The following is an 11704-nucleotide window of genomic DNA, read 5'->3' as shown; positions in this document are numbered from 1 at the left end:
TTACACGGAAAAGTTGACAAGCTCCGTATCTACCCTGACCTCACCGCTGTCTGTCGATTCGCAGCCAAGAAATTGCCATCGCCGGCTGCAGGCTCGAGGAAAGTCCTGTCGACAAAGTCAGTGCCGGTCTCCAGGTCCTCGCGCACCAGGTCAAGCATCCGCTCAACCATGTGGCGCGGCGTGAAGACCTCACCGTGGGCCTTCACACGGTGCCTGGACTTCATCAGTTACTCCCTCCTGTCGGCCCGCGACTGGTGGCCTCTACTCGATGGCTACACCCTATCGGCCGGTACCGACATCGAGTGACGCACACGAGCGCGGCAGGTTCCAAGGAAGGATTCTGAACGGACCGCCCGATAGAAGGCGACGTACACCGACAGCAGGCACCAATACATTGCGAGTAGTCGGTCAGGCAACCCTCCGGCGCCGCGGCACCCGCTGACACGTCGGGCAGAAGAACGAGCTCCGGTTCATGAATGCTTCGCGCACCATCGGCGTCTCGCAGCGACGGCACGGAAGTCCTTCGCACCCATAGGCGTTCAACGATCGTTCGAAATAACCCGACTGCCCGTTCACGTTCACGTACAGGTCGTCGAACGACGTGCCGCCGACCTTGACCGCCTCCCGCATCACCTGGGTTGCGTGATCGACGAGTTCTCCCAGCCGGGCGCGCGGAATGCCGCGCGTGCGTCGCCGGCCGTGCAGGCCGGCGCGCCAGAGCGACTCGTCGGCGTAGATGTTTCCGACACCGGAGATCACGGTCTGGTCGAGGATCGCGCGCTTGATCTCCGTGTCCCGACGCCGCAGCGCGGTGACCACGCCGTCGCGGTCGAAAGCCGGCTCGAAGGGATCCGGTGCGATGTGCGCCACCGACTCGGGTACGCGGCGCGGCCCGGCGTCGACGAGTTCGTCCAGATGCCAGCCGCCGAAGGTCCGCTGGTCGACGAAACGCAGTTCGTTCCCGTCGTCGAGGGGCACGCGGATGCGCAGGTGCACCGGATCGGCGGCACCCTGCTCGGCGAGGAGCATCTGCCCGCTCATGCCGAGATGGACCACTACGGCCACCTCGTCCGCGCGGTCCGCGGCGAGCAGCCACATGTACTTACCGCGCCGCTCGACGGCCTCGAAGGTCTTGCCGCGCAATCGATTCGAGAGATCGACGGGTCCGCCGACGTGGCGTCTGGCCGCGCGCGGATGCAGCACCTCGACCTCGCGCGCCGTCCGACCGGAGAGATGGGTCGACAGGCCGAGACGGATGGTCTCGACCTCGGGAAGTTCAGGCACCGGACGGTCCGATCAACGCGGCTGTTCCTCGAGTGCCTTCCACGCCAGTTCGGCCGCGTTCTGTTCGGCTTCCTTCTTGGTCCTGCCGGTACCGGTGCCCAGTTGAGTGCCGCCGACCACGGCGATCGCGGTGAACTCCTTGTTGTGGTCCGGTCCGGTCGACGTGACCTGGTACTGCGGCTGGCCGAGGCTCCGCTCGGCCGAGAGCTCCTGCAGCGAGGTCTTCCAGTCCAGTCCGGCACCGAGCCGGCCCGATCGTTCGATGATCGGCTCGAACAGCTTCATGATGACCGTTTTCGCGACCTCGATGCCGTGGTCGAGGAAGATCGCCCCGAACAGCGATTCCAGGCCGTCGGCGAGGATCGACGCCTTGTCGCGGCCGCCGGTCAGTTCCTCACCGCGGCCGAGATGCAGATGTGCGCCGAGCCCGCCGTCGCCCAAGCCGCGGGCGACGTCCGCGAGGGCGTGCATGTTGACCACGCTCGCCCGGATCTTCGCCAGCTCGCCCTCGGGACGGTCCGGGAAGCCGACGTACAGCCGTTCGGTGACGACCACGCCTAGGACGGCGTCGCCGAGGAACTCGAGGCGCTCATTGGTCGGCAGCCCGCCGTTCTCGTACGCGTACGAGCGGTGGGTCAGCGCCAGGTTCAGCAGATCGTTCCTGATCGTGACGCCGAGCACATCGGTGAGCAGCGACGGGTCGGGCCGTTTGCTCACCGGTCACCGTCCTCGCCGGCGTCCCCGTCCGTCTCGGTCAGCCGGTCGGCCAGCTTCGCCCATCGGGGGTCGATGATGTCGTGGCCGTGGCCCTCCTCGGCGTCGGCCAGCTTCACTCCGCAGATCGGGCACAGTCCCGGACAGTCCTGCGTGCACAGCGGCGACAGCGGTAGCTCCGTCGCGATCGCGTCGATCACCACCTGCTCGAGATCGATCCGCTCGTCGACGATGCGCTCGAGTTCTTCCTCGTCCTCCGCTGTGCGGTCGGTCTCACTGTCGGGGTACGCGAACAGTTCCGTCAGGTACACGGAGACGTCCTGGGTCAGCGGGTCCAGGCAGCGGCCGCACTGGCCCTCGGCGACGGCCGTGACCGTACCGGTCACGAGGACACCCTCGGTCACCGACTCGAGACGCAGGTCGAAAGCCACCTCGCCGCCGGCGGGAATGCCGATCATCTCCGCACCGATGCGGTCGGGGGTTTCGAGGGTCCACGCCTTCTCGATCATCGAACCGGCCCGGCGGGGCACCGACCGGACATCGATCACGAATCCAGAATCAGTCACCCGAACGATGTTACTCAGTAGTCCCTGCTCGAACGAAGTTCAGTGGCCGCGTCCCGGATCGAGCGCGACCTCAGCCCGCCATCTGCGCCGGACCCGGCTGCGGTCCCTCGTCCATGCCGTGCGGATACTCGACGTAATCGTGCATGCCCGCGCCCGTCCGCAACTGCTGGCGTCCGCGGTTCACCGACCGCAGCGTGCCGGTGAGGATCTCCTCGAAGTCGGCGAGTTTGTCGTCGACGTAGATGTCGCAGTCACCGCGCAGCCGGTCCGATTCGGCGTGCGCCGCATCGATGATCCGCTCGGCCTCCTGCTTGGCGGCCGAGACCACCTCGGACTCGGACACCAGCCGCTGCTGCTCGGCGATGCCGTCGGCGACGGACTTGTTGTAGCTGGCGTTGCCCGCCTCTACGACGCGTCCGGCCTCGGCGCGGGCTCGGCCGGTCACGGCCTCGTACTCGCGTGCGGCGCTGTGCTCGAGCCGCTGGGCCTCGTCGTTCGCGTCGGCGATGACGGCCTGCGCGTTGCCGTTCGCCTCGTCGAGCATCCGGTCGGCTCGAGCCTTCGCCTCGGCGAGGATCCGATCGGCTTCGGCCCGCGCATGAGCGAGCATCGCCTCGGAGTCGCGTTCGGCACCGGTGATGAGGCGATCGGACTGCTCACGCGCGTTCGACACGAGGGTGTCGCGTTCGTCGAGCACGTCCTGCGCGTCGTCGAGCTCGCCGGGCAGCGCATCGCGCAGATCGTCGAGAAGTTCCAGCACATCGCCCCGGGGAACCACACACCCCGCGGTCATCGGCACGGTGCGCGCCTCTTCGACGATCGCGACCAGCTCGTCAAGCGCTTCAAATACGCGGTACACGATTCAATCTCCGATCCGGCACAGCCGTAGGTTCGGCGGCCTTTGATATCACTGAGGCCATTGTGCCGAATGTTGCGACTGTGACGCCGGAGGGCCGCATCGGGCGTGTCGCCCCGTCAGGCCCCGGACTATCAGTGGGCGTATCCGTCAGACACTGCGCGTCTGCGACAAACGGTCGGCCAGCGCCTGGTGAATGTGCTCGGAGAGATAGGGCGTCACGTCGCCGCCGAGCTTGGCGACCTCTTTCACCAGCGAACTGGAGACGTGCGCGTACCGCGGATCCGTGAGCATGAAGTACGTCTCACACCCGGTCAGCTCCCGGTTCATCTGCGCCATGGGGATCTCATAGGCGAAGTCGCTCTCCGAACGCAGCCCCTTGACCATCGTGTCGGCGCCCTCTGCCACCAGCAGATCCACCACCAGACCGGTCCAGCTGCGCACCTCGACGTTCTCCAGGTCGGCACAGTCCCGCTCGATGAGCGCGATGCGCTCTTCGACGGTGAACATCCCCTGCTTGTTCGGGTTCACCACGACGGCCACGACCACCCGATCGAACCGGGCAGCCGTGCGTTCGACGACGAAGCGGTGGCCGAGAGTGAACGGATCGTACGACCCGGGACAGACTGCAGCACTCATGTCTGCTGAATCTACGCGACGCCGTCTCCGGCGCCGCGGCGACGGCCGCGGTCAGCGACCACCCAGCACGACCACCGTGTCGCCGTACTGCTTCGACGTCACTTCCTCCAGTCCGTCGGGCCAGGTGACGGCGGCGCTGCGACGGCCGCGCTCCACCACCACCCAGCCGTCGGACGCCAGAACCGGTTCGCATGCCGAGATCATTCGGTCGACCTCTTCGGAAGGCACCTCGTAAGGCGGATCGAGGAGGATCAGATCGAACGTTCCGGACGGCGCCGCCAGAAACGACTCCACCGGGCGGTTGACGATCCGGACCCGCGACGCTGCGCCGCAGACGGCGACGTTGTCCCGCAGCACCCCGGCAGCCCGGCGGTCGGACTCGACGAGCACCGCCGACGCCGCTCCCCGGGACACCGCCTCGAGTCCGAGCGCGCCCGTGCCGGCATAGAGGTCGAGCACGCGGACTCCGGACAGGTCCATCCGGGAGCCGAGCATGGAGAAGAGTGCCTCGCGAACGCGGTCGGAGGTCGGCCGGGTGGTGTCGGCCGGAACGGCGAGCCGACGGCCGCGGAAGTCACCGGCGATGATTCTGGTCATATCGAGACCCATGGTAGTGGATAGTCGCGCCCGCGAACCCGCCCGCAGTAGCGTTGTCGGCATGCGCATCCGCACGACGGCCTGGACCCCGGCAGCGCCCACGGTGGCCGATCCGGATCCGGACGGCCGTGCCGAGCAACTCGCCGAACTCATGGACGGCCGCCGCGCGGTGGCGCTGACGGGCGCCGGACTGTCGACGCCCTCCGGAATCCCCGACTACCGGAGCCCCGACTCCCCCGTGCGGCGTCCCATGACGATCGAGGCCTTCCTCTCCTCCCCAGAGAGCCGGCGCCGGTATTGGGCCCGCAACCATCTGGGATGGCGGCATATGGACGCCGCCGCGCCGAACGCCGCCCATCGGGCACTGCGCACCCTGCAGGACGCGGGAGTCCTCTCCGGGGTGATCACACAGAACGTCGACATGCTCCACATGAAGGCCGGGTCGCGCCCGGTGGTCGATCTGCACGGCTCCTACGGTCGCGTCCGCTGCCTGGGCTGCGGCGAACAGCTCTCCCGCCACCGGCTCGCCGAGGCTCTGGAGTCGGCGAACCCCGGCTACGCCGATCGGGTGGCCTCCCGAGGCGCGATCGAGGTGGCCCCCGACGCCGACGCCGCGCTCGAGGACATCGGCGACTTCGTGATGCTCGACTGCGCGAGGTGCGGCGGAGTGTTGAAGCCCGACATCGTCTACTTCGGGGAGACGGTGGGCCCGGATGTGGTGGCTCAGGCGTTCTCCCTGGTCGACGACGCCGACCTGCTGCTCGTGGCCGGGTCGTCGCTGACCGTGATGTCCGGACTGAGATTCGTCCGCAGAGCGGTGGCCGCGGGCAAGCCGGTAGCGATCGTGAACCGCGGCCGAACGCGCGGCGACGACCTGGCGACCCTGAAGATCGACCACCGGTGCGAGGTCATTCTTCCCGCGGTCGCAGACCGCATCGCTGCCGCACGTTCAACGTTACTGTGACGTACACCACATTGTTTGCTTGAACTGCACAAAGGCGGGGTTCCGCGCAGGCAATATTCGATCTGCGGTGACTTTCCTATGAACGGCCGATAGCCTCGGTCACGTCATGAACCCGAATGATCCTTCACCGGAGACAGACAACGGAAACACGGTCACCTTCCGGCGACCGCGGGCCCGTGACGGAAAGAGAATATGGGAGATCGCTCGCGATTCGCGCGTGCTGGACGTTAATTCGCCCTATGCCTACGTTCTCTGGTCACAGGATTTTTCCGAGACGTCGATCGTGGCTGAATTCGACGGAGACGTCGTCGGCTTCGCTACCGGATACCGTCGACCAGCGGCACCCGACACCCTCATGGTGTGGCAGGTGGCCGTCGACGAGACGCAACGCGGGAAGCAGATCGCCAAGCGGATGGTCTGCGAGTTGTTCCGGCACTGCGCTCAAGCCGGTGTCGTCGCCATCAACACCACGATAAGCCCCGACAATCAGGCGTCCCAGCGACTGTTCGCAGGCGCTGCCCGAGCCCTCGGTTTGCAATTGACACGCGAACCGTTCTTCAGCGCGGAACTGTTCATCGACTCCCATGAGCCCGAGGACCTGTATCTGCTGACGCCGGGCTCCGCTCAATAGCGGAACCGGCAGAACTCAAACGAGGAAACTCTCGAAAATGACAATCGAAACTGCACTGGACGACCGAACTTTCACCAAGCACGAATCCGAAGTCCGCTCCTACTGCCGTGATTGGCCCGCCGTCTTCGACACTGCTCAGGGCAGTTGGCTGACAGACGTCGACGGGAATCGCTATCTTGACTTCTTCGCAGGCGCAGGCGCTCTCAATTACGGCCACAACAATCCTGTTCTGAAGGATGCGCTCGTCGACTACATCGTCCGTCACGGAATCACTCACGGACTCGACATGTCGACCCGCGCGAAGGGCGAATTCCTCGAGACCTTCGCCGCCAAGATCCTGGAGCCCCGCGGGCTGGACTACAAGGTCCAGTTCCCCGGCCCCACCGGGACCAACGCGGTCGAGGCAGCGCTCAAGCTGGCCCGCAAGGTGACCGGCCGCGAAGCGGTCATCAACTTCACCAACGCCTTCCACGGCATGACGCTCGGCTCGCTGGCGGTGACCGGCAACGCCATGAAGCGCAACGGCGCCGGCGTACCGCTGGTGCACACCACGCCGATGCCCTTCGACAACTACTTCGACGGCAGCGTCGCAGACTTCGCCTGGTTCGAGCGTGTTCTCGAGGACTCCGGCTCGGGCTTCAACCGGCCCGCCGGCGTCATCGTCGAGACCGTTCAGGGCGAGGGCGGCGTCAACGTGGCGCGTCCCGAGTGGCTGCGCGGCCTGGCCGACCTCTGCAAGCGCAAGGACATCCTGCTGATCGTCGACGACGTGCAGATGGGCTGCGGCCGCACCGGCGAGTTCTTCTCGTTCGAGGAGGCCGGCATCGTGCCGGACATCGTCACGCTGTCGAAGTCGATCGGCGGCTACGGACTGCCGCTCGCACTGACCCTGCTCCGTCCGGAGCTGGACGTCTGGGAGCCCGGCGAGCACAACGGCACGTTCCGCGGCAACAACCCCGCGTTCGTGACCGCGACCGCCGCCATCAACAAGTACTGGTCCGACGATGCGCTCTCGGTCCAGGTGAAGGCGAAGGGCATGGAGATCGCGCAGTCCTTCGAGGACCTGTGCCAGCGCCACGACGGATTGTCGCACCGGGGCCGCGGCATGGTCCAGGGCCTCGCCTTCGACAAGCCCGAGCTGGCCGGCCGGACGTGCGAGATCGCGTTCTCCAAGGGCCTGCTCGCCGAGACGTCGGGTCCTGACTCCGAGGTCGTCAAACTCCTTCCCCCGCTCACCATGAGCAGCGAGGATCTCGCCCACGGTCTGCAGATCCTGAGCGAATCGGTCGACGAGGCCTTCGCTGCCGACACCGCCCCCGAGGAGGCCGAAGCATGATCGTCCGCACCACCGAAGAGATCACCGGAACCGACCGCGAGGTGGCCGACCCGAAGGGCAACTGGGTCTCCAAGCGGATCGTGCTCGGTGGCGACGGGGTCGGATTCTCGTTCCACGAGACCACGATCGCGGCCGGCTCGATCAACGAGTTCCACTACGCGAACCACGTCGAGGCCGTCTGGCTGGTCGAGGGCAAGGGCACCCTGCTCGACCGGGAGACCGGGAAGATCTACCCGCTCCGCGCGGGCAGCATGTACCTGCTGGACGGCCACGAGCGTCACACCGTGACCGTCGACGAGCAGATGCGGATGCTGTGCGTCTTCAACCCGCCGGTGGTCGGCACCGAGGTCCACGACGAGAACGGCGTCTACCCGCTCGTCACGGTCCCCGCCGGCGAGGGCAAGCACCGAGCCGACTGACTGTTTCCGCAGCGAAAGCGCCCACCCGACCGCTGGTCGGGTGGGCGCTTTCGGTTCCGTGTCCGCCCGGTCTCGATACGCCCCTCCGCTGCGCTCCGGGCCTACTCGACAACCCTGCCGGGCCGTCCCCCCCAGGCCAGTCGACAAGCCGCGCCCCAGGCCAGTCGAGTCGCACGCGAACGAAGTGAGCGAGCGTATCGAGACACCACCGCCTCGACACTCTCCTCCGACGAAACCCGGAGTCAGGCCGGGACCAGGTCGTCGGCGTGGATGATCGGACGGCGCAGATCGGCGGGCAGCTCGGACGTCGAACGGCCGATCATCTGCGCGACGTCGTCGGCGTCATACGATGTGACGCCTCGGGCGCGAACTGTTCCGGCCGCGTCAACCAGCTCCACCACGTCGCCGTCGGAGTAGTCGCCGACCGTCGCGGTGACACCCGCGGCCAACAGCGACCGTCGCCGACCGCAGACCGCGGCGACAGCACCGTCGTCGAGCGTCAACGTGCCGCGCGCCTCGGCTGCGTGGCGCACCCAGAACCGTCTGGCCGACATCCGGGTCGGCCGGGCTTTGAAGACGGTGCCGACCGAAGCGTTCGACAGCGCCTCACCGGCGGCCGAGGCCGCGGCCAACAGCACCGGGACACCCGAGTCGGCCGCCAGCCGCGCCGCCGCCAGCTTCGATGCCATGCCGCCCGTTCCCAGCGCACCGCCGTTGCCTGCGATCACTCCGTCCAGGTCGTCGGGTCCGTCGACCTGTTCGATCAGCCGCGCCGGTTGGCCGTCAGGGCCGGGTCTGCGGGGATCGCCGTTGTACAGCCCGTCGACGTCCGACAGCAGCACGAGCGCGTCCGCGTGCACCAGGTGCGCGACGAGGGCGGCCAGCCGGTCGTTGTCGCCGAAGCGGATCTCGTTGGTGGCGACCGTGTCGTTCTCGTTGACGACCGCCACCGCATGCAGCGCGCGAAGCCGGTCGAGAGTTCGCTGCGCATTCGCGTGGTGGGACCTGTTCGACACGTCGTCGGCGGTCAGCAGCACCTGGCCGACGGTACGGTCGTAACGAGCGAACGACGTCCCCCAGGCGTGCGCCAGGCGGAGTTGGCCGACGCTCGCCGCCGCCTGCTTGGTCGCGAGATCGCGGGGCCGCTTCTTGAGGCCCAGCGGCGCGATTCCCGCGCCGACGGCCCCCGACGACACGACGATGACGTCCGATCCGGCGCGCATCCGTGCTTCGAGTGCGTCGACCAGCGCGTCGAGCCTGGCGTGGTCGATACCGGTCACCATGTCGGTGACGGCGGACGAACCGATCTTCACGACGATGCTGCGGGCCGTCGCGAGGAACTGCCGAACATCACTCGTCATCGACGTCCGACTCCTCCTGCCCGAGATCCCCTGCGCCCCAACCCAGCTCGTTCTCATCGGAAGCCTGGCGGCGCATCTTGCGCGCGAGCTTGCGCTCTGCGGCACCCACTCGGTCGTTGCGCTCCAGACGGATGTCGGTGCCGCGGCCGGTGATCGGCACGGCCTCGCCCATCGGAGTCGTGGGCTCCCAGTCGAAGGTCATCTCGCCGATCGTCACCGGCGCGCCCGGCTTGGCACCCCGCTTCACCAGCGCGTCCTCGACGCCGAGGCGGTTCAGCCGATCCGCGAGATAGCCGACGGCCTCATCGTTGTCGAACTGCGTCTGACGCACCCACCGCTCCGGACGGGCCCCGCGCACGATGAACCCGCCCTCGACATCGGGATCGGCGACCACGGTGAACTCCGACTCATCGACTGCCTTGGGCCGGATGACGGCGCGGCGGGCCAGGGGCTCGGCGTGCTCGGCCCGGTACCGCGCCACCATCTCCGCGAGCGCGAAGGTCAGCTCCGACAGTCCCTGGTGGGCCACAGCGGAGATGCGGAACACCGGCCAGCCTCGCTCGGCGATGTCGGCTTCCACCAGATCCGCCAGCTCAGCCGCCTCGGGAATGTCGATCTTGTTCAGGATGACCACGCGCGGCCTCGTGGCGAGGTCGCCCAGCGAGTGGTCGGCGTCCAGCGCCGGCTGGTACGCCGCGAGTTCGGCCTCGAGCGCGTCGATGTCCGACACCGGGTCGCGTCCCGGTTCGAGGGTCGCGCAGTCCACGACGTGCGCCAGGACGGCGCAGCGCTCCAGGTGCCGGAGGAAGTCCAGTCCCAGTCCGCGCCCCTGCGACGCTCCGGGGATCAGGCCGGGCACGTCGGCGACGGTGAATACCTCGGCACCGGCGGTCACGACGCCCAGGTTGGGAGCCAACGTGGTGAACGGGTAGTCGGCGATCTTCGGCTTCGCCGCGGAGAGCACCGACACCAGCGACGACTTGCCCGCCGACGGGAAGCCGACGAGCCCGACGTCGGCGACCGACTTGAGCTCGAGGGTCAACTCCCGCTCGTCTCCGGGCTCGCCGAGCAGCGCGAATCCCGGCGCCCGACGCGCCCGCGAGGCCAGCGCCGCGTTGCCCAGACCACCCCGGCCGCCCTGCGCGGCGATGAACTCGGTACCGGCACCGACCAGGTCGGCGACGATCTCGCCGTCCTCGTCGATCACCACCGTCCCGTCGGGTACCTTGAGGATCAGGTCCTCACCGGCGCCGCCGTTCCGGTTGCCGCCCATGCCGGGCTTTCCGTTGGTCGCCCGCGCATGCGGCCGGAAGTGGAAGTCGAGGAGGGTGTGCACCTGCGGGTCGACGACCAGCCGGACGTCGCCGCCCCGGCCGCCGTTGCCCCCGTCGGGGCCGCCCAGCGGCTTGAACTTCTCGCGATGCACGGACGTGCAGCCGTGGCCGCCGTTGCCCGCCACGACCTCGATCTTCACGCGGTCGACGAAGCGTGACATGTTCCAGCCTTCCTCGAATGGGTCCAGATAAGCCGACAGGGCGGGTCAGGGTGTCTAGAGACCCTGCCCGCCCTGTCGAAAAGAGCTATGAGTTCGGATGCCAGGTCAGACTGCGACCGGCTCCGGGACGATGTTCACCGTCTTGCGACCGCGCTTCACATCGAACTTGACCGCACCGGCCGCGAGAGCGAACAGCGTGTCGTCCTTACCGCGGCCGACGCCCACACCCGGGTGGAACTTGGTGCCGCGCTGACGGACCAGGATCTCGCCGGCGCTGACGACCTGGCCGCCGAAACGCTTCACACCGAGTCGCTGAGCATTCGAATCGCGACCGTTGCGCGAGCTCGATGCACCCTTCTTATGTGCCATCTGACTGTCCTCCTGAAATGCTGAAGAGCGAGTTCTACTTGATACCGGTGACCTTGAGGACCGTCAGCTGCTGACGGTGGCCCTGGCGCTTGTGGTAGCCGGTCTTGTTCTTGAACTTGTGGATCCGGATCTTCGGGCCCTTGGTGTGCTCGACGACCTCACCGGTGACCGAGACAGCGGCGAGCTTGTCGGCGTCGGTGGTCAGATTCGCACCATCGACGACCAGCGCAACCGGCAGCTGCACAGTGCTGCCAGGCTCTCCGTCGATCTTCTCGACCTTCACAATGTCGCCCTCGGCGACCTTGTACTGCTTACCGCCGGTCTTGACGATCGCGTACGTTGCCATTCCCGCTGTCCTCTTAACTCGTCTCATCGGGCCGGAGTGCGCAGGCCGATCCTGCGTGTCCGACATAATCTGGTGTGTGCGGTCCGCGGCCTCAAGGCCCTCGAACCTCTCCCGCCGATGCGCGCAA

General features: G+C 67.4%; 14 protein-coding genes. 4 read left to right on the top strand and 10 right to left on the bottom strand.

Annotation, left to right across the window (positions count from 1 at the left end; translation table 11 throughout):
- Positions 1–408: 408 nt before the first annotated feature.
- The 6 genes from mutM to rsmD all read right to left on the bottom strand — a co-directional run bounded on the left by mutM (position 409) and on the right by rsmD (position 4656).
- A complete protein-coding gene (gene mutM / locus Y710_RS12890) occupies positions 409–1284 on the bottom strand; it encodes a bifunctional DNA-formamidopyrimidine glycosylase/DNA-(apurinic or apyrimidinic site) lyase (RefSeq protein WP_062367617.1) in 876 nt (291 codons plus the stop codon).
- Between the two features lie 12 nt (positions 1285–1296).
- Positions 1297–2001: a ribonuclease III gene (gene rnc / locus Y710_RS12885; protein WP_006896661.1), complete on the bottom strand. Its 705-nt coding sequence runs from the start codon at positions 1999–2001 to the stop codon at positions 1297–1299.
- Positions 1998–2564 carry a YceD family protein gene (locus Y710_RS12880; protein WP_231875740.1) on the bottom strand — a complete coding sequence of 189 codons (567 nt, stop codon included), beginning with the start codon at positions 2562–2564 and terminating at the stop codon, positions 1998–2000. Before Y710_RS12880 ends, rnc begins: the two co-directional genes overlap by 4 nt.
- A gap of 70 nt (positions 2565–2634) precedes the next feature.
- A complete protein-coding gene (locus Y710_RS12875) occupies positions 2635–3423 on the bottom strand; it encodes a DivIVA domain-containing protein (protein ID WP_006896659.1) in 789 nt (262 codons plus the stop codon).
- 147 nt (positions 3424–3570) lie between these two features.
- On the bottom strand, positions 3571–4059 hold the full coding sequence (gene coaD / locus Y710_RS12870) for a pantetheine-phosphate adenylyltransferase (RefSeq protein WP_006896658.1): 489 nt from the start codon (positions 4057–4059) through the stop codon (positions 3571–3573).
- A gap of 51 nt (positions 4060–4110) precedes the next feature.
- Positions 4111–4656, bottom strand: coding sequence for a 16S rRNA (guanine(966)-N(2))-methyltransferase RsmD (gene rsmD / locus Y710_RS12865; RefSeq protein WP_039867503.1), 546 nt, complete (start codon positions 4654–4656; stop codon positions 4111–4113).
- 61 nt (positions 4657–4717) lie between these two features.
- On the opposite strand from rsmD, the gene Y710_RS12860 reads away from it, so the two are divergent.
- The 4 genes from Y710_RS12860 to Y710_RS12845 all read left to right on the top strand — a co-directional run bounded on the left by Y710_RS12860 (position 4718) and on the right by Y710_RS12845 (position 8006).
- A complete protein-coding gene (locus Y710_RS12860) occupies positions 4718–5620 on the top strand; it encodes a Sir2 family NAD-dependent protein deacetylase (RefSeq protein ID WP_062367616.1) in 903 nt (300 codons plus the stop codon).
- Between the two features lie 106 nt (positions 5621–5726).
- Positions 5727–6251 (top strand): diaminobutyrate acetyltransferase, encoded by a 525-nt coding sequence (ectA, locus tag Y710_RS12855; protein ID WP_006896655.1) that lies wholly within the window; start codon positions 5727–5729, stop codon positions 6249–6251.
- 37 nt (positions 6252–6288) lie between these two features.
- Entirely contained in the window at positions 6289–7587 is a 1299-nt protein-coding gene (gene ectB / locus Y710_RS12850) for a diaminobutyrate--2-oxoglutarate transaminase (protein WP_062367615.1), read from the top strand.
- Entirely contained in the window at positions 7584–8006 is a 423-nt protein-coding gene (locus tag Y710_RS12845; RefSeq protein WP_006896653.1) for an ectoine synthase, read from the top strand. Before ectB ends, Y710_RS12845 begins: the two co-directional genes overlap by 4 nt.
- A 242-nt stretch (positions 8007–8248) precedes the next feature.
- Here the strand turns inward: Y710_RS12845 and proB are convergent, their stop codons facing one another.
- From proB to rplU, 4 genes are all read right to left on the bottom strand, one after another.
- Entirely contained in the window at positions 8249–9367 is a 1119-nt protein-coding gene (gene proB / locus Y710_RS12840) for a glutamate 5-kinase (RefSeq protein WP_045539523.1), read from the bottom strand.
- The gene (obgE, locus tag Y710_RS12835) at positions 9357–10862 is read right to left on the bottom strand and encodes a GTPase ObgE (RefSeq protein ID WP_062367614.1); all 1506 of its coding nucleotides are present in this window, start codon (positions 10860–10862) and stop codon (positions 9357–9359) included. The genes proB and obgE overlap by 11 nt, the downstream gene beginning before the upstream one ends.
- A gap of 105 nt (positions 10863–10967) precedes the next feature.
- Positions 10968–11231 carry a 50S ribosomal protein L27 gene (gene rpmA / locus Y710_RS12830; protein WP_006896650.1) on the bottom strand — a complete coding sequence of 88 codons (264 nt, stop codon included), beginning with the start codon at positions 11229–11231 and terminating at the stop codon, positions 10968–10970.
- Between the two features lie 34 nt (positions 11232–11265).
- Complete coding sequence (rplU, locus tag Y710_RS12825; protein WP_006896649.1) at positions 11266–11577, bottom strand: 50S ribosomal protein L21; 312 nt, start codon at positions 11575–11577, stop codon at positions 11266–11268.
- Between the last annotated feature and the right edge of the window lie 127 nt (positions 11578–11704).

It is taken from the genome of Gordonia sp. QH-12 (genome assembly GCF_001578675.1).
Lineage (GTDB): Bacteria > Actinomycetota > Actinomycetes > Mycobacteriales > Mycobacteriaceae > Gordonia > Gordonia sihwensis.
The sequence above is the reverse complement of the archived record's forward strand: the minus strand, read 5'-3'. Positions and strand labels throughout refer to the sequence as shown.